The sequence below is a fragment of the Streptococcus orisratti DSM 15617 genome (genome assembly GCF_000380105.1).
GTDB lineage: Bacteria > Bacillota > Bacilli > Lactobacillales > Streptococcaceae > Streptococcus > Streptococcus orisratti.
The window spans coordinates 1-23,065 of record NZ_KB904450.1 but is presented as its reverse complement, the minus strand read 5'-3'; the positions used below and the strand labels follow the sequence as shown (position 1 = coordinate 23,065).

The 23,065-nt window shown below is 38.7% G+C and carries 18 protein-coding genes; 2 read left to right on the top strand and 16 right to left on the bottom strand.

Going from position 1 to position 23,065, the window contains the following annotated elements; translation table 11 throughout:
• Positions 1-451 precede the first annotated feature (451 nt).
• From glgA to A3I7_RS0101525, 8 genes are all read right to left on the bottom strand, one after another.
• The gene (gene glgA, locus A3I7_RS0101560) at positions 452-1,882 is read right to left on the bottom strand and encodes a glycogen synthase GlgA (RefSeq protein WP_018375028.1); all 1,431 of its coding nucleotides are present in this window, start codon (positions 1,880-1,882) and stop codon (positions 452-454) included.
• Positions 1,879-3,012, bottom strand: a complete 1,134-nt coding sequence (glgD, locus tag A3I7_RS0101555; RefSeq protein WP_018375027.1) for a glucose-1-phosphate adenylyltransferase subunit GlgD — start codon at positions 3,010-3,012, stop codon at positions 1,879-1,881. The genes glgA and glgD overlap by 4 nt, the downstream gene beginning before the upstream one ends.
• Positions 3,002-4,141 carry a glucose-1-phosphate adenylyltransferase gene (locus A3I7_RS0101550; protein WP_018375026.1) on the bottom strand — a complete coding sequence of 380 codons (1,140 nt, stop codon included), beginning with the start codon at positions 4,139-4,141 and terminating at the stop codon, positions 3,002-3,004. Before A3I7_RS0101550 ends, glgD begins: the two co-directional genes overlap by 11 nt.
• 20 nt (positions 4,142-4,161) lie before the next feature.
• Positions 4,162-6,048 carry a 1,4-alpha-glucan branching protein GlgB gene (gene glgB, locus A3I7_RS0101545; protein ID WP_018375025.1) on the bottom strand — a complete coding sequence of 629 codons (1,887 nt, stop codon included), beginning with the start codon at positions 6,046-6,048 and terminating at the stop codon, positions 4,162-4,164.
• Between the two features lie 312 nt (positions 6,049-6,360).
• The gene (pulA, locus tag A3I7_RS0101540) at positions 6,361-8,661 is read right to left on the bottom strand and encodes a type I pullulanase (RefSeq protein WP_018375024.1); all 2,301 of its coding nucleotides are present in this window, start codon (positions 8,659-8,661) and stop codon (positions 6,361-6,363) included.
• Positions 8,662-8,667: 6 nt separating this feature from the next.
• Positions 8,668-9,693 (bottom strand): diacylglycerol kinase, encoded by a 1,026-nt coding sequence (locus A3I7_RS0101535; RefSeq protein WP_018375023.1) that lies wholly within the window; start codon positions 9,691-9,693, stop codon positions 8,668-8,670.
• An 11-nt stretch (positions 9,694-9,704) separates the two neighbouring features.
• Entirely contained in the window at positions 9,705-11,663 is a 1,959-nt protein-coding gene (gene ligA / locus A3I7_RS0101530) for an NAD-dependent DNA ligase LigA (protein ID WP_026217077.1), read from the bottom strand.
• A gap of 355 nt (positions 11,664-12,018) precedes the next feature.
• Positions 12,019-12,528 (bottom strand): VIT1/CCC1 transporter family protein, encoded by a 510-nt coding sequence (locus A3I7_RS0101525; protein ID WP_018375021.1) that lies wholly within the window; start codon positions 12,526-12,528, stop codon positions 12,019-12,021.
• 417 nt (positions 12,529-12,945) lie between these two features.
• Between A3I7_RS0101525 and queA the strand changes: the two genes are divergently transcribed.
• Positions 12,946-13,974, top strand: coding sequence for a tRNA preQ1(34) S-adenosylmethionine ribosyltransferase-isomerase QueA (queA, locus tag A3I7_RS0101520; protein WP_018375020.1), 1,029 nt, complete (start codon positions 12,946-12,948; stop codon positions 13,972-13,974).
• A gap of 210 nt (positions 13,975-14,184) precedes the next feature.
• On the top strand, positions 14,185-15,417 hold the full coding sequence (locus A3I7_RS0101515; protein ID WP_018375019.1) for a DUF3114 domain-containing protein: 1,233 nt from the start codon (positions 14,185-14,187) through the stop codon (positions 15,415-15,417).
• Between the two features lie 229 nt (positions 15,418-15,646).
• On the opposite strand, the gene A3I7_RS0101510 is transcribed toward A3I7_RS0101515, so the two are convergent.
• From A3I7_RS0101510 to A3I7_RS12280, 8 genes are all read right to left on the bottom strand, one after another.
• Positions 15,647-16,720: a serine hydrolase gene (locus A3I7_RS0101510; protein ID WP_018375018.1), complete on the bottom strand. Its 1,074-nt coding sequence runs from the start codon at positions 16,718-16,720 to the stop codon at positions 15,647-15,649.
• 341 nt (positions 16,721-17,061) lie between these two features.
• The gene (sodA, locus tag A3I7_RS0101505) at positions 17,062-17,667 is read right to left on the bottom strand and encodes a superoxide dismutase SodA (protein ID WP_018375017.1); all 606 of its coding nucleotides are present in this window, start codon (positions 17,665-17,667) and stop codon (positions 17,062-17,064) included.
• Positions 17,668-17,754: 87 nt separating this feature from the next.
• Positions 17,755-18,792 (bottom strand): DNA polymerase III subunit delta, encoded by a 1,038-nt coding sequence (gene holA, locus A3I7_RS0101500; protein ID WP_018375016.1) that lies wholly within the window; start codon positions 18,790-18,792, stop codon positions 17,755-17,757.
• Positions 18,793-19,402: 610 nt separating this feature from the next.
• Positions 19,403-20,089 carry a gamma-glutamyl-gamma-aminobutyrate hydrolase family protein gene (locus A3I7_RS0101495; protein ID WP_018375015.1) on the bottom strand — a complete coding sequence of 229 codons (687 nt, stop codon included), beginning with the start codon at positions 20,087-20,089 and terminating at the stop codon, positions 19,403-19,405.
• A 322-nt stretch (positions 20,090-20,411) separates the two neighbouring features.
• Entirely contained in the window at positions 20,412-21,200 is a 789-nt protein-coding gene (locus A3I7_RS0101490; protein ID WP_018375014.1) for a DUF4931 domain-containing protein, read from the bottom strand.
• Between the two features lie 109 nt (positions 21,201-21,309).
• Positions 21,310-21,855 (bottom strand): NADPH-dependent FMN reductase, encoded by a 546-nt coding sequence (locus A3I7_RS0101485; RefSeq protein ID WP_026217075.1) that lies wholly within the window; start codon positions 21,853-21,855, stop codon positions 21,310-21,312.
• A 159-nt stretch (positions 21,856-22,014) separates the two neighbouring features.
• Positions 22,015-22,443 (bottom strand): MarR family winged helix-turn-helix transcriptional regulator, encoded by a 429-nt coding sequence (locus tag A3I7_RS0101480; protein WP_018375012.1) that lies wholly within the window; start codon positions 22,441-22,443, stop codon positions 22,015-22,017.
• A 398-nt stretch (positions 22,444-22,841) separates the two neighbouring features.
• The coding region (locus tag A3I7_RS12280; RefSeq protein ID WP_033418448.1) for an LPXTG cell wall anchor domain-containing protein at positions 22,842-23,065 on the bottom strand (224 nt) is incomplete at its 5' end.

The window sequence follows — 23,065 nt, the reverse complement described above, 5'->3', positions numbered from 1 at the left end:
GCCGTACTTTACGAAAGTGACTTGCTTCGCATGTCTTATTTCCAACCTAGAACAGCCTAGAGGCTGTTCTAGCAACCTGCGGCTCGTTGCCCAGTACTAAAACAAACTAAAAAACTATAGGTCTCACTGAATACGAGGCTAAAAATTTAATTGATACTCAATGAAAATCAAAAGTAGCCTAGGAAACGAAGCCGACGATAGAACTTGAGTTCATCAAGGCAAGTTGACAACGGATAATTTTGATTTTCGAAGAGTATGAGCGATTAAACATCAAGATGTGTCTTCTATCTTGGTTCTCGAGAAATGTCAAACAAAGAAACTCTGCGAGAAAGAAGCTAGCGTCATTAATCACGATACCGCTAACTGCACCCACGGCACAACAAGTTCTTCCCGATTAAAGGTCACACTTGTTCTTCTAGTCACAAAGTTCCTTGTCACAATTAATTTTTCATCATTTTAGACCTTTATAGAGATGTTCATAAGCGAGACTAGCCGTATCCCATGAAAAATCTTTTGTCATGGCATTATGTTGTAACTCTCGCCAATCTTCTTTATGATGATAGTAAACATCTAATGCAAAGGCTAGAGTCGTCGTTAACCAGTAGCCTGAGAAATTATTAAAGGTGAAACCTGTTCCCGTTTTATCAAAACGATTGTAAGGAATTACTGTATCACGCAGGCCACCCACTTCATGTACCAACGGCAACGTTCCGTAGCGCATAGCCATCATTTGTGATAAGCCACATGGTTCAAAGGCTGAAGGCATAAGGAAGAGGTCACAGGCTGCATAAATTTGCTGAGCTAATTCAAGGTCAAAAGTAATGTTAGCAGATAATTTTTCAGGATAATTACGTCCAAACCAAGCAAAAGCATTTTCATAATCTGCATAACCTGTTCCCAGAACGACAACTTGCAGGTCATTTTGTAAAATGTTATTCAATTCATTGACCACAAGATCAAAACCTTTTTGGTCCGTTAGGCGAGACACAATACCAATCAAAGGCACATCATCACGCACAGGCAGACCAACGCGCTCTTGAAGCGCAGCTTTATCTTTGGCCTTGCCCGAAAGGTCGTCAGCAGAGAAGTGTGCTAACAAATAAGGATCTGTTTCAGGATTGAGAAGCTCTGTATCAATTCCATTGACAATCCCTGATAACTTGCCTGACTCCATACGCATAATCTGGTCAAGACCTTTACCAAACTGAGGCGTCTTGATTTCTTCGGCATAAGAAGGCGATACAGTCGTTACACGATCTGCATAAAGTACCGCTGCTTTCATCCAGTTAAGACAGTCATTCCAGCGCAAAGTTCCATCAGCATAACGCTCAAAACCTACACCGAACAAATCCCAAAGCATTCCCGGATCGAATTGACCTTGAAATTCAATATTATGAATAGTAAAGACCGTTTTAATATCCTTGTAAGCATTTATCCAGTGATATTTTTCTTTTAACAAGAAAGGAATCATTCCAGTGTGATAATCATGTACATGAAGAATATCAGGAATAAAGTCAATTTTCTCCATCAATTCAAGCGCAGCTATTTGGAAGAAGGCAAAGCGCTCGCCATCATCCCAATCTCCATAAACATGCCCACGGAAAAAATAATCATGATTGTCGATAAAATAAAAGGTCACTCCATCACGTACGATACGTTTGACACCGACGTAAACGCGACGCCAACCAAGATAAGTGTAGAAATACAGGACATCTTCAATTTTCCCACTAAATTTAGCATCTACAACATCATAATAGGGTAAGACAACTGCTACTTCATTTCCGTTTTTAACAAGTGACTTAGGCAATGCTCCAATAACATCACCTAAGCCGCCTGTTTTGGCAAAAGGGGCTCCTTCTGCCGCAACAAACATTATTTTCATCCAACAATATCCTCAACAATTTCACTAGCCTTGGCGATAACAACTGGTTTTTCCTGAGTTCCACGAATAGTGACACCCGCAGCGATAGTAACACCTTTATCAACGATGGCGTTCTCAACAATTGCACCTTCTCCAATTTTTACTTTAGGGAAAATCACACTGTTTACAACTCGTGAATTCTTGTCAATCTGGCAGTTACGTGAAACAATAGAATGTTCAACATTACCTTTTACGATACTACCTGAAGCAAACTGAGCGTTTTTAACAGTAGAAGCAACATCAAAATAAGTGGATTCTTCATTTTTAACTTTTGTATAAACCTTTTGATTTGAATAAAGTAATGAATAGAATTTTTGTGTATCTAGCATATCCATGTTAGCATCGTAGTACGATTTTACCGACGAGATATTAGCAAGATAGCCTGTATATTCAAAAGCTAGAGCGTTGGAGGTAATAGTCAAATCACGTAGTAAGAAGCGTAATTTGCGTGGTTCTGCTACCTCAGCCTCTTTCTCCATCTGCTCAATCAACCAAGGGGTATTAACAACATAAATACCAGCTGACATCTTTTCAAAATCTTCTCCAGTGAGACCATCTCTACGACCAGTTACTGTATCACTAGCATCTATTTCTAAAATATCATTTGCTGATGAGATACCAGATTTTGGTATTTTTTTATAAACAACTGTGATGTTACGCTTATTGGCATTATGAAGGTGAATAACTTGCGCTAAATCAATGTTACAAAGAATATCACAAGACATGTAGATGGTTTGGTCTGAACCAGAACGTTTGAGATAGGTTAAAATTTGATCGTAATAATCTTTATCAGCAGTTTCTTCACCGATACTTGCATTGTAAAAGCCAAGGAAATAGTGGCTAAGCAAAGTATTCAGCCCCCATTCACGTCCTGAACGAATATGGTCAAAAATGGAACGGACATTTTGCCCACGGAAAATACCGTAAACACTACGCACACCTGCATTTGCCAGATTAGAAAGTTGGAAGTCAATCAGACGATATTTACCATCAAATGGCAAACTAGCTAATGGTCGTTCAGCTGTTAATCCTTCCATTTCATGAAAGCCAATTGTGCTTCCAAGAATCGCAGAATATTTATCAATCTTCATTTGGTACCCCCACTACTTCATTATAACCAATAACTTGAACTTCATCCGTTCCGTCAATAACAACGCCTTCAGCAATCTTAGCACCTTCACCAACAATGGCACGGGTTATTTTTGCACCTTCACCGATAATGGCGCCACTCATGATAAAGGAATCTTTAATTTCAGCACCTTCTTTTACCTGAACATTAGTTGATAGGATGGAATGTTCAACTTTTCCAGATACAAAACAGCCATCCACAACCAATGAATCTTTGACATCGGCAGTTTCAGTAATAAAGTTTGGTGGCGCAATCAAATTCTTGGAGTAGATTTTCCATGAGCGATCACGACTATGAAGATCATTGTCTTCACCAATATATTCCATATTGGCTTCCCAAAGTGATTCAATGGTACCTACATCTTTCCAGTAACCTTGGAAGTTGTAAGTATAAACACGTTCACCCGATTCAAGATAGGCCGGAATGACATTCGAACCAAAGTCCGACATATCAACATTATTCTTTTCTGCATCTACCAACATGGTACGAAGACGTTGCCAATTGAAGATATAAATCCCCATGGATGCCTTAGTTGATTTTGGCTCAGCTGGTTTTTCTTCAAACTCGACAATTCGGTCATTTGAATCGGTGTTCATAATACCAAAGCGACTGGCTTCTTTGAGAGGAACATCAATAACGGCAACTGTCAAGCTAGCATAATTATCTTTATGGGTTTGGAGCATATCATCATAATCCATCTTATAAATATGATCTCCTGACAAAATCAAAACATATTCTGGATTGATACTATCAATGTAATCAATATTTTGATAGATGGCATGGCTAGTACCTTGGAACCAACGATTTCCTTCAGTCGCTGAATAAGGCTGAAGAATGGTAGCTCCCGCGTTAATACCATCAAGTCCCCATGATGATCCGTTTCCAATGTGGCTGTTTAAAGCTAGGGGTTGGTACTGTGTAATAACACCTACATTGTTAATGCCTGAATTTGCACAATTTGAAAGTGCAAAATCAATGATACGATAGCGTCCTCCAAATTGAACCGCAGGTTTTGCAATGCTTTGTGTCAATTTTCCAAGACGAGTTCCTTGTCCTCCGGCGAGGATCAGAGCTAACATTTCATTCTTCATGTAGTTTTCCTTTCTTAGGTTTATTTTTTCAAACGACGTTTAATTTTCCAGATACTTGCTCCAAGTGCTGGAAGGGTAAAAGTGAGCGTGTTTTGATAGTGTTTCCAAAGTCCAGTCTGCGTCCGAACATTTGGATTACCTTCTTTCCAAACGCCACCAAAAGCCTCTAACTCCGTATTAAGAACTTCTTCATAGATGCCTGCAACCGGTACACCGATAGTAAAATCTCTACGTTCGACCGGCGTCATGTTAAAGATACAAATCAACATATCTCCCTTGTCATTCTTACGAATGAAAGATAGAACAGATTCCGCAGTATTATCGGCATCAATAATCTCAAGTCCTTCATAGGAATCATCAATCTGCCATAGAGCTTTATGCTCCTTATAAAATTGATTGAGATGGCTGGTGAAATCTTGCATTTTTAAGTTGAGTTTATCTTCTTCATCAAGATTTCCCCATTCTAACTCATGATCATACTTCCATTCCAAAAACTGACCAAATTCCGACCCCATAAAGAGTAATTTTTTACCCGGATGACAAATCTGGTAAGTGTAAAGGGTACGTAATCCCGCAAACTGGTTATAGCGGTCTCCCCACATTTTGTGCATCATGCTTTTTTTGCCGTGAACAACTTCATCATGTGAAAATGGTAAGATAAAATTTTCATTAAATGCATACATGAAGCTAAAAGTGACCAAGTTAAAGTCATATTGACGATAAATAGGATCTTCTGCAAAGAATCTGAGGATATCGTTCATCCAGCCCATGTTCCATTTATAGTCAAAACCACAGCCATCCTCACTAAGCGGTTTGGTAATTGGTGTTGCAGCTGTTGATTCCTCAGCAATCATCATAACGTCTGGGTGATGATACTTGACAATCCCATTAAGACGGCGAAGGAAATTATAGCCTTCAATATTACGATTTCCCCCAAATTGATTTGGCGACCATGGTCCATCATCGTAGTCTAGATAAAGCATATTGCTGACAGCATCAACACGGATACCATCAATATGGTAAAACTCAATCCAAAACAAGGCACTTGAAATCAAGAAAGACTGCACTTGATTTTTACCAAGGTCAAAGTTCAATGCTCCCCAACGGTAATTATGGGCGCGATGATGATCTTGATATTCATAAGTTGGCGTTCCATCAAAATAAGCTAGGGCATCGTCATTTTGTGTAAAATGTCCTGGAACCCAGTCAACAATAACACCAATATTGTTCTGATGACAAGCTTCTACGAAATCTTGAAAATCTTCCGGTGTCCCGTAAGTGTGCTCGAAGGCAAAATACCCCATCAACTGGTAGCCCCAACTCATCCCCAAGGGATGCGCCATCAACGGCATGAACTCCACATGGGTATAATTCATTTTCACTAGGTAAGGAATCAATTCCTCTTTTAACTCTTTAAACTGATAAGGTTTTCCAGTTTCATCCTTTTTCCATGAATTGGCATGGACTTCGTAAATATTAACCGGCCGTTGTTTGAAACCGAAGCGTTTACGGCGTCCCATCCAAAGACCATCTTTCCACTTTTTATCCTCAAGGATCTTGACAACAGCCGCAGTCCCTGGGCGTTCCTCCAAGTAGAGCGCTACTGGTTCCATTTTTTCAACAACTTGACCACCTTTTCGTGTCACTAAATACTTGTAAAGTTGTCCTTCCTTGGGTAAGTCCGTAAAAACTTCCCAAACTCCCGCTTCATTTTTAGTCATTTGAAGCGGTTCATTGCGCCACTCTGTAAAGTCACCAATCAGCTGAACAAGTTCTGCATTTGGTGCCCAAACTCTAAAAACATAGCCATCTTTATCCTCTTGGTGATCACAATGCACCCCAAAATACTGTTGAATATGGAAATTTTCCCCTATTCCAAAAGTGTAGAGCGCTTCTTTATTATCCATCAAATCCCCCCTCTAAACCACTATCCTGATTGCCCTTATCAGTAAAATTTCACACAATATGTGTTCTAATCACCCATACTATAACAATACAGATAAAATAAATCTCACTAGCTATGTCTAAGTAACAAAAGATAAACCGAACAAATATTATTGAAAATTTAGCTCCTTAGAGCACCCCATAGTGTGTTAAAAAATAAAAAATGACAAAATAATATTGAAAGAAAATCAAAATTATCATGTCACTTTTACACTATTTCGATTTTCAATTAATATATGTCTCGAAAAAACAAAAATAACCCGAGAAACCTCAGGTTATTCCGTGATATCAAGGATCGCCGCTGTCAAATTATCAAGCATTAATTCATTTTTTCGAAAACTCTCATCATTTGTTATTATTATATCATTAAATCGTTTAGTTTGCAAGCGTTTTCCAGAAGCATTGAAAATGACTTTGTATTTCCTTTCGTCTTCAACAATGAAGCTAATAAAACCAGTCCCAGTAACAGCACTATTAACATAAACATGCTCACGCACATCTTTAAATGTCTGGTATGAAAAATATGGAGTTTGAGTTTTCATTTGAATAACTTTTTTAACAAACTCAATCGTTGATTTATGGTAGGTCACATGACGCCAATTTACTTGATTGACATTATCAGGTGCGTTGTAAGAATTCATTGCACGTTCCTTGTCTGCATCAGTCAGTTGTCCATCTTGACCCGTTGGATAAAGTTTTGTTCTTAAAAATTCCTGTCCCAACTGCATAAAGCTCATCCCTTGCATTAAAAGATTCATTGCTGTTGCCAACTCAACTCGACGAACATGTTCCTCAACACTATCAGTAGGATGTAACTCTAAAAGAAGATCATTAAGATTGTAATTATCATGAGCTTCAACATAATTCAACACTTGATTTGGAGCCAAATAATTAACAAGTTCATCACTTCCAAGAATAGCCTTAGCAACCTTATCCTCCGAGGAGGCACCCGATACAAAACCTCGCTTAAAGTCACCATAAACTTCCGCACCTTTAACCGCATTACGTTGATCATCGTTAAAGAAACCAATGTTTGGCATTTGCTGTGCGTTATCTTTTTTAGCTTTATCCTCTGGCATCAGACCAATACCCATGTCCCAACCCTCACCGTAAAGAAGGATGTTAGGGTCAATCTTGTCTAACTCTTGCCGAATGGCATTCATCGTTTCAACATCATGAAGCCCCATTAAGTCAAAACGAAAACCATCCAAATTGTAATTTTGAGCCCAGTAAAGAATAGAATCAATCATGTATTTTCGATACATTTCTTTCTCACTAGCCATCTCATTGCCACAACCAGAGCCATTTTGGAAAGAACCATCAGAATTCATACGATAATAATAATCTGGAACCGCTAATTGAAAAGCCGAATCTTGTGAAGAATAGGTGTGATTGTAAACCACATCCATAATCACCCCAAGCCCTGCATCATGATAGGCTTGAACAAGTTGTTTTAATTCTAAAATACGAGTTGCAGGCTCATGAGGTTTACTTGTAAAACTCGCCTCAGGAACATTATAGTTTTCTGGATCATAGCCCCAATTATAAGCATAATTTCCATCAGCATCAAAGGTTTGATGATGATCAAAAATGGGTTGTAACTGAATGTGAGTGACTCCTAAGTCTTTTACATAATCAAAACCAGTCTTATCCCCAAACTGATTACGCGTTCCTGTTTCAATGGCACCAAGAAATTTTCCGCGATTTTTAGGATTGACTCCAGATGTTTCCGATTGTGAAAAGTCACGAATATGCATCTCATAAATGACTGCTTGATTTGGGTTAGATAACCGCCAAGCAGCTTCTTTTCCATGCTTGATACTAAAACCTTCTGGAATAAGATGTTCAGGAGCAATGACAATTGAGCGGCGCCCATTCGCTGTTGTTGCAATAGAATAGGGATCTCTGGTATCCCTAAAGGTTCGTTTACGATAATATATGCGGTAACAGTAAGCCTGATAATTCATATTTCCCTGTATGGTTTCAAACCAGACCCCATGTGTATTCTTACTGTGGTCTGAATGATTCACTTCGTTTCCCCGTACCATAGGAAAAACCCGCTCCACACTGGCTTTTTCATCTGTTGAGTTGTAAAGTACTAACTCTACTTTTTCTGCAGTTGGTGCCCAGAGTCTAAATTCTGTAAACCTTTCAGAATACTTAGCTCCCAACCAACCATCAAAGCCCCATTTTTGATCAAAAACTTTACTATTAGTTCCCATATCAAATGCATGAGGTTGTCTCCGACCGTAGGAATGGCTTGCAACTGCTGCTTGACGAGAATAGTAAACTGTACTATCACCATCAACTAACCAAACTTCTGTTTTAGAACCACCATTTTCACGATTGATGCGGTAGTCAACAGTCTTATAACTCCAATCTCGATTCTTAACAATTACGTAGATATGACTCAAAAAATAAGGTGCTGGCTCAGTTAAAGTCGCTACTGCTCCAAAGCTATCATAACGCGAAAAGCGGGCATCTCTCCCCAAGTGACCGTCACGCCATTGCCATAAACTTCGGTCGAAATAACTACCTTGACGGCTATGGTAGTGCACGATTACAGTGTTTTCCATATTATTCTACTCCTCTATTTCAGGTTTGAGTTCTTCAACTTCGTGGGCAAATTTCTGAGCGATAGCTTCTAGTGCCAATTCTTCCTGACTCCATACCAGAGCATCGTCTGAAATTTCATCCGTATTGGCGAAGAAAGTGATGTGATTTTTCAAATTCTTGAGAGTAATCGGAGCATCTCCACCATATTCGCCATCCAAATTAATCATCATGCGCTTATCAGATTTTGGTTCAATTTCAATATAGCTAGTTTTAATGTACTCAACACGTCTGTCGTTGATGTGTTTGCCTCCGTCTAGGACCAAGCGAATCAAATGCAAAATCTCAATCAGATTAGCTGTCTTGACCAAAATCAAGGTAAATTTCCCATCATCTAGCTTAGCATCCGGTGCAATTTGTTCAAATCCGCCCACAGAATTAGTGAGGGCAGTAAAAATCATCGAAACGTCACCCTCAAAAACACCATTATCATGCGTAATTCTAACAGGAACCTTACTGACTTGCGGTAATAACTCAACTCCCTTGACCAAATAAGCCAAGTAACCAAACATGGTTTTCAACTGACTTGGGACACTGTAGGTCAACTCAGTGAAGGAACCAGCCGCAGCAATGTTGATAAAATAAGTATCTTCGTAAGCTTGACCAATGTCCATTTTAATCAGTTGATTTTTACCAATCAACTTGGCCGCTTCAACGGGATTGCCACGCGGAACTTTCAATGCCCGTGCATAATCATTAGTCGTTCCAGTCGGAATAATAGCCATTTTAGGCCGCTTCTTCAGCGGTGCTATCCCATTAACAACTTCATTAATCGTTCCATCCCCTCCAGCTGCAATAACCAAGTCAAAGCCTGCAAGGGCAGCGCGTTCAGCTTCTTTTTTGGCAGAATCTTTTTCTGGAGTGGTCTGAAAAGCAGATGTTTCATAGCCAAAACCTTCCAAAACATTCAAAACTTCTGCAACATTTTTCTTCATGATTTCTTGTCCAGATGTCGGATTGTAAATCAAGCGCGCACGTTTTTGTTTCTTAACCATAAGATTTCCTCTTATAAACTTTCTAACCAAGCTTCATCACGAATATCAACACCAAGTGTTTGAGCCTTTTCAAGTTTAGAGCCCGCATCACTTCCTGCAATTACCAAATCTGTCTTTTTAGACACAGAATTTGTCACTTTAGCACCTAAATTTTGCAACTTTTCTTTAGCCTCATTTCGAGTTAAACGTTCTAGTTTTCCAGTAAGAACTACCGTTAAGCCTGATAATAGGGCATCAGCCTGTGGCCTTTGACCTTTGAAGGATAAATTCAGACCAACCTGACTTAGCTCCTCTAAAAGCTTTTCTGCCTCTTCCTTATCAAAATAGCTGCGCAGAGATTTGGCAACCGTATCCCCTAAACCATCTATAGCAGAAATGGTTTCCACATCTGCTTGAGCCAAACTCTTAAGATCACCGAATGTTTCAAGCAACTGGCGACTAACCTTGGCACCAATGTGACGAATCCCCAGACCAAATAAAAGTTTTTCTGCTGAATTCTCTTTAGATTGTTGAATGGCTTGATAAAATTTCTCCGCCGATTTTTCCTTTATCCCGTCAAGTAATAGAAAATCCGCAACTGATAATTGATATAAATCTGCAACATCATGAACCAAATTAGCTTTGAATAATTTTTCAATAACTGATGGTCCTAAGCCAGCAATGTTCATGGCATCACGACTGACAAAATGTGACAATCGCTCCAAAATTTGAGCTGGGCAAAGCGGATTGATGCAACGTAAGGCTACTTCATCATCGTAATGAATCAAAGTGCTATCACAGGATGGACAAGTTTTAGGAATAGGCATAATTTCTTGCTTATCCCGCTTGCTTTCAACCACATGTAACACAGCAGGAATGATATCACCAGCTTTATAGACAATCACAGTGTCACCAATGCGAATATCCTTATCAGCAATATAATCCACATTATGCAACGTAGCCCGACTAACAGTCGTTCCTGCTAGCTGAACTGGACTCAAGTTTGCTGTTGGTGTCACTACTCCTGTTCGACCGACAGTCCAATCAACAGAAAGAATCTTTGTTTCCTTTTCCTCTGCTGGAAACTTATAAGCAATGGCCCAGCGAGGTGCTTTTACGGTAAATCCTAGTTCTTCCTGCATAGCTAAGCTATTAACCTTGATAACAACACCATCTATGTCATATGGTAGTTGATCACGTTCTTCAGCAATCTCCTGAATAAATCGCCAGATGTCATCTATTGATTGGGTTACAATACGGCGAGGATTCACAGAAAAACCAAATTCAGCAAGTTCTCTTAAGACATCATCTTGTGTACGACGTGTTGTTGGACTTGCTTCTTGATAAAGAAACGTTGCTAGTCCTCTTTTGGCAACGACCGAAGTATCTAACTGTCGCAACGTTCCTGCAGCAGCATTTCTTGGATTGGCAAATTCAGCCTGCCCATTATCACGACGCTCCTGATTGATTTTATCAAAAGAGAGTCGTGGCAAGTAGGCTTCTCCACGAACCGTTATTGTCAAAGGTTCAGATAATCGCTGCGGGATATCTTTAATCCGTTTTAGATTCTCAGTAATGTTTTCACCAATATTGCCATCACCTCGAGTCGCGCCAACCTGAAGATCTCCATTAACATAAACTAAAGAAACCGAGAGCCCATCAATCTTTAGTTCGGCCATATAGGTTGCCTCTGGAAAAGTACGCTTCACTCGATTATCAAAGTCTTCTAATTCTCCACGTGAAAAAGCATCCTGCAAACTGTAAAGCAGAGTTTCATGTTGGTATTTTTCAAATCCATCTAAAATAACACCTCCGACAGCCTGAGTTGGACTATCTGGGAGAATAAACTCTGGATGTTCATTCTCTAGCTCAACCAACTCTCGATAAAGCCTGTCGTACTCAGCATCTGTCACTGTAGGACTGTCTTGGGTGTAGTATTCGGTTCTGTATTGATTCAGTAAATGAACCAGTTCTTTGATACGTTTTTCCATATGTTTCATTTTACCACATTTCCAACTCTCTGACAGTTCAGAAACGCTCTAAAATACATTTTTTAAAAAATCATCTCTGCTCATATCCGTTAAAAAACTCCCTTGCAAATTCGTACTCAGTAGTAACCTAAGACCAAGTATTCGAAAGCAGGAAGCAATTGAACATTAGAGCGACGTTCACAACTTAGTTAACCTTATTATGTCAGTATTTCTTGTGCTTCATCGCCTAGTTCGTTTTTGATTTTCTTTGGTAAACAGTTTTCTCATTCTTAAAAGGTGCAAAAGAAAAAGCTGGATGACAAATCAAACCTATGAGAAATAGTGATTTGTCATCCAGCTTCTTTTTAATTATAGACTATTTTTGTAACCAAGCGTCAGCCATATTTCCCAAAAGTTGGCCAACATAGTAGGCAAATAAGGCCGCCGTTAGACCAACTATTAGAGTACGCAGAAGTTCTTTTCCCTTATTTCTGTTTGTTATGTGTGCTTTAACCAATCCCAAAAGTGCTAAGGCAAAAGAAACCAAGACACAGGCAATGGTGAACGTATTATCTTGAAAAGCACTGAAAATATTGAACAAGAGATAAGATAATAAGGGAATCAGACCAAAAAAATTGAATGAAATAAAGGTCGCAGCAGCATTTTTAACCGCCTTTCTCTTGTCCACATGCTCCTCAGTTGTTGAACTGAGGTAATCACCAACTGCCATGGAAAAACCATCAGCCAGTAAGTTAGAAAATCCTAAAACGATAATGGGGGCTACGCCAAGATTTCCACCAACCGACCCTGCCACTACGGCAAAAGTTGTCACAATGCCATCCATTCCGCCATAAACTATGGACTTTGCATAATCGTTGACTGCCATTTGAAACCAACTTTCTATCTTTTTAGTTTAACCTTTTAGGTAGCCTTTTAGAACCTGTATTCACAAGCGAAGTGCTTATAGATAAGAAATCGTTTTTCGCTAATCAAGGCAGTTTTTTTTTGAGGAAATACTGACTGTATTTTGAAAAAAACTAACGATGAGTAGCTCAAAAACTAGCCTTAGATAAAAGTACTGAACTGTGAATATAGGTTTTTAATTCAAAATAAAGATTTGCAAACTCTACTGAACTACAGCAAGAGAAGATAAACTAAAAGAGTATAAAATTGAGATAGCTATCCTTCTTATAACTATTGTATCATTTATTTAGAATGATTACAATTAAGTGATTCAAAGATGACGGCAAGCAGTTATCGTGATATAATAGGAAGGCTAAAAAGAGAGTTAACGAGGAATATAATGAATACTGAAGATTTTAATTTTCATTTGCCAGAGGAACTCATTGCACAGACACCTCTGGAAAAACGTGATAGTTCGAAATTATTAGTCATTGACAAAGACAATCACAGCATGATAGACACCCATTTTGACCACATTATTGATCAACTGAATCCGGGTGATGCTTTAGTTATGAACAACACGCGTGTCCTTCCTGCCCGTCTTTACGGTGAAAAACCTGATACTCATGGACATGTTGAATTGCTTTTACTTAAAAATACCGAAGGCGATCAATGGGAAGTTTTAGCAAAACCTGCCAAACGTCTTCGTATCGGTGCTCAAATTTCTTTTGGAGATGGTCGACTAACAGCAACGGTAAAAAAAGAATTAGACCACGGAGGTCGAATTGTCGAATTTGCCTATGACGGTATCTTCCTAGAAGTTCTTGAAAGCCTTGGCGAAATGCCATTGCCACCTTATATTCACGAAAAACTTGAAGATCGAGAGCGTTACCAGACCGTCTATGCCAAGGAAAATGGCTCTGCTGCGGCTCCTACAGCTGGTTTACATTTTACAGAAGAATTATTAGAAAAAATTGAAGCTAAAGGGGTGAAATTAGTTTACCTCACTCTTCATGTTGGTTTAGGCACTTTCCGCCCTGTTTCAGTTGATAATGTTGATGAACATGAGATGCACTCTGAGTTTTATAACTTATCCGAAGACGCAGCCCAAACTCTGCGTGAAGTCAAAGCAGCAGGTAAACGTGTGGTGGCTGTAGGAACAACTTCCATTCGAACACTTGAAACTATCGGTTCAAAGTTTGATGGTCACATCAAAGCTGACAGCGGTTGGACCAACATTTTCATCAAGCCAGGATATCGCTTTAAAGTTGTCGATGCTTTCTCAACAAACTTCCACCTCCCTAAATCTACCTTAGTGATGTTAGTTTCTGCTTTCGCTGGCCGTGAATTTGTTCTTGATGCTTATAAACACGCAGTCGATGAACATTATCGCTTTTTCAGTTTTGGTGACGCTATGTTTGTCAAATAACGGAAAGCCTCTCCTTATCAGACCGATAAGGAGACGTTGTTTTACTGATATTCTGTGAAAAGTATATTGATAATTTAACAAGGCAACTTCGCTTTCGTTAAGTGTTACGATGACACAAGAGAACTACAATAACGTAGTCTGATACATTGAACACTTGCAATTAGCATTTTATGTTAAAATAAAGTCAACATTCAAAGAGAAAGGGTACAGATGAAAGGAAAGATTTTAAGAATTTACCTTACCATTTTTATGTTAAGTATTTTAGGTTTTACTGCCTATCGGCACGAAGAAAAACAAGCCCAATCTGAAAAAATTTATCATGCCTATCAAGATCTCTATGAATCATTAACCGCTGAAAATGAGGAGTATCACTCCTTACCACTTTTAGAGAAGTGGCAGCTCCGTCCTGCTTTATTAAAGCAATTTAAAGAATTGGTACAAAAAGGATGGTCTAAGACAGTCATTAAAGAAATCTATATCAAGAAATTGAGTTTTTTAGATGAGCGTTCAAATCCTAATTTAAAATCCTTTCAAAGTCAATTTTTAGAAGCTCAAAAAGTTGGCAGTCCTCTCTTTAGAGCTATGTGGCATAGTCAAGTTAAACTTGATTCCACCCAAAACGCGAAAAAAAGTCTCGCTTTCCTCACTCATTTCATCAATTTACCTAAAGAACTTAGTGGTAATACCAATGAGACCAGAGCCCTTCTAAGGCATTTTGATGCAAACCTCTCACCAACCGATGCTTTCTGGACCGAACTAGCCTCTCTGGTACAGATAGCCTTTCCAGACGACACCTTCTCACAAACGGACACTTTTTCCAAACAAATCCATCAACTTCGCTACGTTATCTCTGCCCAGCAAGCCAACTGGGTTCGTCAACACTACCGTACCAAAACAGACAGCGATGCAGATGCCTTAGCCAAATATTTAACAAAACTACCTGAGCAAGATTACAGTCTGACCGAGTCTTCCCGCTATCATAATAAGGTTGCCATTGAAACCAACACTTCGGGTAGAAAAGTCCCCAAGTATAGTGACAATGTCAAGCAAAGCAATTTCAAGGTGCTTATCCACTTTCACTCTGAGTTTATCCTATCAGAATCTGGACAATTTCTTAATGAGATTGATACACAAACTCGGACAAAAAATAGTATCGTCAATAGCGCTAGCTTTAACTATGCCAATCAAAATGACAATCGCCATCGTCAACTAGACATCACTCCCATCAACGACAACGAACCAAAATTCGCCTTAAAGGCAATGATAGATGGCAATTCTCTCTTTGTTGAACCAAGTAAAAAACAACAGCGAGACAAGCACAACAAAATTTTCAGTCGTAAAGGAAAATCTTCTAAACAATTAACCAAAGAAGCAGCTCAAAAATTTCAAAACCTCATCAAAAGCTACCAAATCGCCTTCTCCAAAACAACAAAAATGCAGTAATCATGAGGTTACTGCATTCTCTTTTAGTACTAGGCAACGAGCTGCAGGTTGCTAGAACAGCCTCTAGGCTGTTCTAGGTTGGAAATAAGACATGCGAAGCAAGTCACTTTCGTAAAGTACGGTAAAGTGAGTTCAAACAATCCAGTGGAGTGTTTGAAGTTGGAAATAAGGAAACGGAGTTTCCTCTTATGTCGAAGTAATAAAAGATAAACTAATTGACCATACTACTTTAGGCTAGACCATTTTCATTAACCCGATGCCACTCATTGATAACATAGGTCAGAGCTGCTAGTTGCATATAGCCATAGCCATTGATTTCATCTGATTCCTCGGTAGATCCTCCAAGATAACGAGTGTAAATAGCAATCAAGTAAGGACTTTCTTCAAAAACCATAGCATCAACATTAAGCGCCTCACGCACATAGCCCGGCTTTTGAACGATGCGAATATCTGAAAGGTAGGTTTCATAATATTGTCCAGTAAAGGATTGATCCATGAAGTTGATAATATCAGCATATTTCTCTTGATGATTGTAAAGATACTCCAAAACCTGAATGTAGTAATCCGTTGTCGTCTTATTGTCCTCTTGACGAATAGTCTTGACATCTCCTTTTGATTGTCCATATTTACCAAACATAGTGTAAGCGGCATCCATACCACCAAGTCTTTCAGCCAAAGCATATGCAGGAGTATTCTCCGAATAAACTAAGGAATACTCTTGCATATCTGGGATTGACATTGCGCCATTAAATTGTCCCACATAGGCATCATGTTCTGGTCTATATTCATAATCTGTCTGAGTAATGTCAAACCGCTCAGTCAAAGACAGCTTTCCCTCATCGACAGCATCTACAACAAGCATATTCAGTGGCAATTTATAGGTACTTCTCGCTGTCATAGGCTGAGTATCATTCATCGAAAATTGATGACCTGTCTTAGGATTCTTATAAGTAAAAGCTACTTGAGACACGTCAATTCCACACTCTGTTAAATAATTTTGGACCACCTCAACTAGACTCAAATGTGCATAATCATAATATAATCCTAGCGAGCTCATTCGTTCCAAATCCGCCTCCATGACGGCTTGTTTATCCACGTCGCTCTTTTTTAACTCTGGTTTATCCGCTACTTCTTGTTTTGACATGCCTTCCGTTGAAGCTTTCAAAAACGATTGCTTCGTCGAAACGTCAGCTTTTGCTTGTTTTTTCAACTCCTGACTATTTTTGATAAATAGCAGAGCAGCCAATAAAAGTGCCAAAACAGAGAAGCATACCCCTATACATAAGTGTTCTTTCTTTTTCAAATCATTTCTCCCTGCTATCTATTTTATAACATTATTAGAAAAATTCAAGAAAAAATAGTATAGATAATAAATGATTAATAGCAAAAATCTATAATTCCTCATAATATGGATACATTGAAATATTAAAAGTTTGATTGATTAACATCCTAATTCTAAAATATTGTTATCATCCATAGCTATAAATTACGTTCTTTCTCATTGTTTTCTAAACAATTATTTTTATCTTAGCAAACTTTTTACACACAAAAAATTAGTCCTAGTGCTCTAGTCCTAATCTATCGTTCCATTAGCTGCTTCTAATCAAGTAAAATCAAAAAGAGCAGGAAGTCCTGCTCAATATCTTATTTTGCTGCGGCATAGAGTTCTGCAACTTTATCCCAGTTGATAATTTCAAAGAATGCTTTGATGTAGTTAGGGCGTACATTGCGATAGTTGAGATAATAGGCATGTTCCCAAACATCAAGAGCCAATATTGGTTTTAAACCTTGTGAAATTGGCGTGTCTTGGTTAGCTGTTGAAAGTACTTCAAGTTTGCCTTCTTTATTAACAACAAGCCAAGCCCAACCAGAACCGAAGCGAGTTGTCGCTGCTGCTGTGAAAGTATCTTTGAAGGCAGCAAATGAACCAAAAGCTTCGTTGATAGCTGCTTCAACTTCTGCTGTGACTTCTTTCTTTTCAGGTGAAAGGAGTTCCCAGAAGAGAGCGTGATTAAGATGTCCGCCACCGTTGTTGATAAGAGCTTGACGAATGTCAGCAGGAATTTGTTCAACATTTGCCAAAAGAGCTTCAAGGTCTTCACCGATTTCTGGATGCTTTTCAAGAGCAGCGTTAGCATTTGCCACGTAAGTTGCGTGGTGTTTATCATGATGCAATGTCATCGTTTCTGCATCGATATATGGTTCAAGCGCATCATATGCGTATGGAAGGTCTGGTAAAGTGATTGCCATGAGAGGTTCCTCGTTTCTTTTATTTTTCTTTATTCTACCGTAAAATAGCAGAGCTTTCAAAGAATTTGACTGAAAATAAAAGTGAGCTTAGCTTCTTTCATGTGCAATCTTAAGCAGGGCAATATCAAAAAGATAATCCTTATCAAACTTACCTTGTTTAATGGCATAGTCCGTCTCAATCAAGGTCACGACAGCCTTTTTCAAAAAAGGTAACGATAAGGTTCTTGAATCTCGCAAGGCAAACTTAACCTGATAAGGATTAACCCGCCTGCCTAGATAATCAGACAGATCCGTTACAATTTGCTGCTCAGATTTGCCTTGACTAGCCAAGTTTTTCACTTGCAAAAAGGTACGAAATTGCCCCAGCATAATAGCAATAAGTTTAATTTCATCCTCGCCTTGCAGACGCAGATCGCGCACCAATTCACGCGCACCATCAATCTTTCCTGACAGTACAAACTGGGTCAGGTCAAAAATATTATCTTGCAATGTCTTGGGAATAGCTTCGCTGATATCCTGAGAGGTAATATGACCGTCTTTCTTATAAGACTTAAGAAAGGCAATATTGGTCAGGGTATCACTGAAATCAAAATTAGACTTAATCAGCAATTCCTCAAAGGCACACGTTTCAAAAACCAATCCCTCTTGATGGGCATATTTTTGAAAATACGTTTTCAACTCCGCTTCTTTTAGCTGCCCCGCTTCAAAAACCTTGGCATCACGCTTAAGAAGTTTGACCAGACGACGTTTGCCATCTAATTTCCCAGGAGCACAGATGATAAGCCTAGTTGTCTCCACAGGATTTTCCAGATAAGCTTCAAAACGCTTGAGCTCTTTCTCGTCCAAAAAAGATTTTTTATCCGTTGTAATGTCAAGCAAATTATCAAAAATCACAACCTTACTATCAGAAAAGAAAGGGAGGCTTTCCAAATCCATCTCAGCCTCCTGATAGGAAGTCTCCGCCATATCAAAGTAAGAATACGTTAAGTCATCCTTGTCAAACCCTATTTTTTTTAAAAGACGTTCTTTCAACTGAGCATACTGCCCCATATCTTCACCAGCTAGCACTGTTAATGGTGAAAGATTATTTTTGTTAATTTTATCAATTTCTTCAATAGTAATCATACTGCTATTATAACATACCTCTTACAGCAGTTTATAAGAAAAGGAGAAAAAGGCCATGAGTCAAAGTTTCTTTGTATATTTCCCTTAGGTGATAAGTGGACAGTAGCGACTTCCGTCAAAATTCCATACCTAAGTCAAATCTTCCAAATGCCTGAAACCAAGCAGATTCAGGTATTTTTATCGTATAAAAAACCTTAGTTTAGCGCTCACTTTACTCGTAAAAACTAATCGTTACTTTTTCTAGTAGAGACTCCTAGCTAATTTACTGCTAATACTCTTCGAAAATCAAAATTATCCGTTGTCAACTTGCCTTGATGAACTCAAGTTCTATCGTCGGCTTCGTTTCCTAGGCTACTTTTGATTTTCATTGAGTATAAAACAATTTGTCCACATTCTAAGGACTTTTGTCTTCATCACACCATACGCATGAAAAAATGCATGTATCCATTTTCTAGCTACATGCACTTTTTAGTTTTTCATAAAATTGACATTCTGACAAAGGTAATTCCTCATTTACAATGCTATTTATTCTCATTAAGCTTATCGCATATCCTGACAGCTTGACCTTGAAAAGTTGAAATTTAAAAGAGTAATAATAAAATACCTGAGTTTACAGTTGATGTACCAAAAATTTAAATAAATGTTGACTGCTGCGACTTTCCAAAATCAATTCTGGATGCCATTGAATACCCAAAATTGGTGTTCCATGTTTACTTTCGTATGCCTCAATAGTGCCATCTCGCGGATCACGTGCTGTCGCTACTAAGCTAGGTGCTAGTTCTTTCACACTTTGACGATGGATGGAATTGATTCGACTACCAGACTCCACCAAGCGGCTTACCCGACTATTAGGCTTGACTTCTACCTCATGAGCAGTGCCTCGGAATTTGCTCTGCCAATGATTGTCAATATTTTGATTGAGCGTACCGCCTAAGGCAACATTAAGCAACTGCATGCCCCGGCAGACAGCAAAGATAGGTTTTCCTTGTGCTAGTGCTTCCCTAACCAGAGCTAGTTCAAACTCATCACGTTCAAGGCAATAATCATCACAATCAACTTCCTTTTCCTCACCATAAAAGCGGGGGTCAACATTTTGACCACCTGATAGGATAAGCTTATCAACCATATTCACATAGACTTTTGCTAAATCAGGAGTTCCAACAGGGATAACGATAGGAACACCTCCAGCTTCCTTAACTCCTTCTGAAAGCTGGCGTGAAACTGCATCAAAATGAATGCCTGACATAGCTGGCATTTCCTTCACATTTCCTGTAATTCCAACAATAATAGGCTTCATCACTGCTTCTCACTTTCTCTTATTTTTATCCCAATTCAGAATATGTCTATTGTAAACTTTTTTTAGCATTTTTTCCAATAGCAATTTTTTATCACGGAGATAAAATGGCTCTATCACCTTAGGTGATATTGCAGAGGTTCAAAATGTTATCGTCGATTATGACTTCAACGATTGGAAAAAACAACCCCCGCTTATAACAATTCACTTAATTACTGAGTTCACTTTACTACTTCAGCATAGTCCGTAGCTTTCTGAAACGTGATGAACTGCTCTAACAGCCACAAGAGCTACTGGGTAACCCCATACTAAAAACAGTCGATAGCTACCATTTCAGTCCGCTACTATAACGTTTTTTCCATAATTCTTGTAACTGCTGACAAATCTTTTCAAGCTGCTTTAATTGATTAACTTGATGAATGCCATAACCAATCTGATAAGGGGAGACCACAAAACGAGGAGCAACGTGGCAGTAAACGCTGTCTTCAAACTGGTAAAAGAAAAGATTATAGGACTTACACCGACCACCCAGAAAAATAGTCAAAATGTAATCTGAAATGAATTGAACCCCATCAGCTAGTTGGTCTAATTGTGATAAACTGGACACCTTGATGTTAAATTCAGTGAAATCAATCATAGGCTTAGTAGATACAGTGATTTCAGGTTGCTCATTTGTCTCTTGAGTAACTAGTAAGCCCTGAAAATCTTGAATCCTAATTTTTTCCTGACCATCAATATTATCCAATCCAACAATTTGTAGGTGGGGGTGCCTAAGGCTACCTCCAGATAAAGGACCAAAATTACGGTACATAATGACACTGCGAAAACGCCCGCTGGACTGTAAGCTCTGCCATTTTTCAAATGCAAACGAAAAGAGCTGATGATTTTTTTCTAAAGAATAGTTGGAAATATCACCGAGATGATTATCAGACTCAATAATAAGAGTCTGATAGGTTGCCTCCAAGGTCGGGTATTTATTCTCTACCCAAATCATATCTTGACGTTGATCCAAAATTTTGCCTAGATTATCTTGAATACAGAACGGGCAGGTGTCCTTGTTGCTAGGCTTTTGCTCTGCTATATTAGGGTTGAATATTAGTTGTCTATCTGTCATGCTCCTATTATACGACCACATCACAAAATGTCAATAAAGAAAACGCTTGACTAGTGTCAAACGTTCTCCGAAAATTTTTAAATTTGGTAGGCTATTAATAGATATGTTCTTAGTTTATTGCAGCAAGGACAGCTTCAGCTTGTTTTGTAAGCTGTTCAAGAACTTCCTCAGTTGCCACAAACTTGCCATCTGCCCATGCAGAATCATTTACTTTTGATGTTGTGATTTCATCAACAAAAGTTGTACGGATAAACGGTAACAAATTACGGTAGATTTCGGCTGCTTGTTCGTGCCCACCATTAGCAACAAGAGAAACCGTTGTTACTTTTTCGTTAATAGCTGACACACCAGTTGTATCTGAAAGGTCAACCGCACGACTCAGCCAGTCAAGCAAGTTTTTCACTGAACCTGGGATTGAAAAGTTATAAACTGGTGAGAAAATCCAGATTGCATCTGCTGCCGCTACGGCATCACGTACAGCTTGAACTTCTGGCAATACCGGAGTTTCAAGATCTTGGCTGAACATCGGAACATTTTTCCAGTCAAGGTAAGAAACGGTTGCTTTACCCTCAAGAGCTTTCTCAGCGTTTTGCGCTAATTGGTGATTAAATGATCCTTCACGAAGTGATCCAACGATAAATAAGATATTTTTCATGTCTTTTTCCTCTTTTTGAAATAAATTTTTTAAAGTGTCTAAGATTGTCATCTCGGCTCCTTTTAACTACTAATTAGTAGTTTTTATTACTATGTAGTAATTATAACCCTAAGAAAATCTTTTGTAAAGTTTTTTGCTCACAAAAGATTAATTTTTTACCTAGGAATTTTTAAATTTTTTAAGAAGCTCAATCAATTGTTCTTGTTCTTCTTCTGTTAAAACAGAAAAAGTCTCTTCAACAGCTACAATATGAGCTGGCAAGGCCTTCTGAATTAAGTCACGCCCAGCCTCAGTCAAAGTCACCAGATAGGCACGTTTATCTGTAGGACAGGTCGTGCGAGTTACCCAACCGTTTTTTTCCATATTTTTAATAACAACTGTCATATTACCAGAAGTTGCCAACATGCTATCAATGAGCTCTCCAATTTTCATCGCACCCCCCTTGGCAAATAACACATCTAGCACACCGAATTGTGTAGGTGTCAATCCAAACTCCCTAAAAGACTCCGAAACCTTTGCATCAATAGTTCGAAAAGCCTTGCGCATGACTACCATAGACTTAACTGCTGCATTTTTGAATTGAGTCATAATATTTCCTTTCTTTCGAACTCGTTGATTTAATTTTAACACTAGTTAGTAGTTTTGACAAATTTTAGGGAATAAAACACAACGCTTTGAGGGAGTTATTGAAAAAACATTTATTATATCACGAATAAATAAATGAAGTGCTATCGAAGCTAGACTACCCCAATCTGTATTGCCTATCGTGTCATTCCAAATAATAGTTGCACCCTCCTGCATATAGCGCTTATAGATGACATTATCACTAAATGTATTCCCGTTTTCTATATCACTGTCTGTTGCCCTAGCACTTATTAAAGCTATCGAAGGAACAACTACTGTGTTACTTCCACTTTGGTGGTATAAACAAAAGAAAAGAGAGAACAATCTCGTTCTCCCTTTCACGTCATCTCAAACACTTACGATTAAGCGTTTTTAGATCTGCGATAGTATACCACTGCTGCTACAATTGCTGCTACAAGAACAATAACTCCTAAAACAGTCGCTACAAGTCCACCTTTTTCACCTGTCGATGGAAGACCTGGTTTTTTAGGTTTGCTAGTAGTTGTTGTTTCTGGTTGGTTTGGTTTCTCACCTGTAGTAGTTGTAGTCGTTGTAGTTGGCTCTTCTGAAGTAGTCGTTGTAGTTG

Bases quoted from the DNA above. Each gene is read 5' to 3' on its own strand.
- queA (WP_018375020.1), top strand. From the start codon at position 12,946: ATGAATACTGAAGATTTTAATTTTCATTTGCCAGAGGAACTCATTGCA.
- glgD (WP_018375027.1), bottom strand. From the start codon at position 3,012: ATGAAGATTGATAAATATTCTGCGATTCTTGGAAGCACAATTGGCTTT.
- A3I7_RS0101485 (WP_026217075.1), bottom strand. From the start codon at position 21,855: ATGAAAAATATCTTATTTATCGTTGGATCACTTCGTGAAGGATCATTT.
- glgB (WP_018375025.1), bottom strand. From the start codon at position 6,048: ATGGATAATAAAGAAGCGCTCTACACTTTTGGAATAGGGGAAAATTTC.
- A3I7_RS0101525 (WP_018375021.1), bottom strand. From the start codon at position 12,528: ATGGCAGTCAACGATTATGCAAAGTCCATAGTTTATGGCGGAATGGAT.
- A3I7_RS0101495 (WP_018375015.1), bottom strand. From the start codon at position 20,089: ATGAAGCCTATTATTGTTGGAATTACAGGAAATGTGAAGGAAATGCCA.
- ligA (WP_026217077.1), bottom strand. From the start codon at position 11,663: ATGGAAAAACGTATCAAAGAACTGGTTCATTTACTGAATCAATACAGA.
- A3I7_RS0101480 (WP_018375012.1), bottom strand. From the start codon at position 22,443: ATGACTCAATTCAAAAATGCAGCAGTTAAGTCTATGGTAGTCATGCGC.
- holA (WP_018375016.1), bottom strand. From the start codon at position 18,792: ATGATTACTATTGAAGAAATTGATAAAATTAACAAAAATAATCTTTCA.
- pulA (WP_018375024.1), bottom strand. From the start codon at position 8,661: ATGGAAAACACTGTAATCGTGCACTACCATAGCCGTCAAGGTAGTTAT.
- A3I7_RS0101535 (WP_018375023.1), bottom strand. From the start codon at position 9,693: ATGGTTAAGAAACAAAAACGTGCGCGCTTGATTTACAATCCGACATCT.
- glgA (WP_018375028.1), bottom strand. From the start codon at position 1,882: ATGAAAATAATGTTTGTTGCGGCAGAAGGAGCCCCTTTTGCCAAAACA.
- A3I7_RS0101515 (WP_018375019.1), top strand. From the start codon at position 14,185: ATGAAAGGAAAGATTTTAAGAATTTACCTTACCATTTTTATGTTAAGT.
- sodA (WP_018375017.1), bottom strand. From the start codon at position 17,667: ATGGCAATCACTTTACCAGACCTTCCATACGCATATGATGCGCTTGAA.
- A3I7_RS0101550 (WP_018375026.1), bottom strand. From the start codon at position 4,141: ATGAAGAATGAAATGTTAGCTCTGATCCTCGCCGGAGGACAAGGAACT.
- A3I7_RS0101490 (WP_018375014.1), bottom strand. From the start codon at position 21,200: ATGACAGATAGACAACTAATATTCAACCCTAATATAGCAGAGCAAAAG.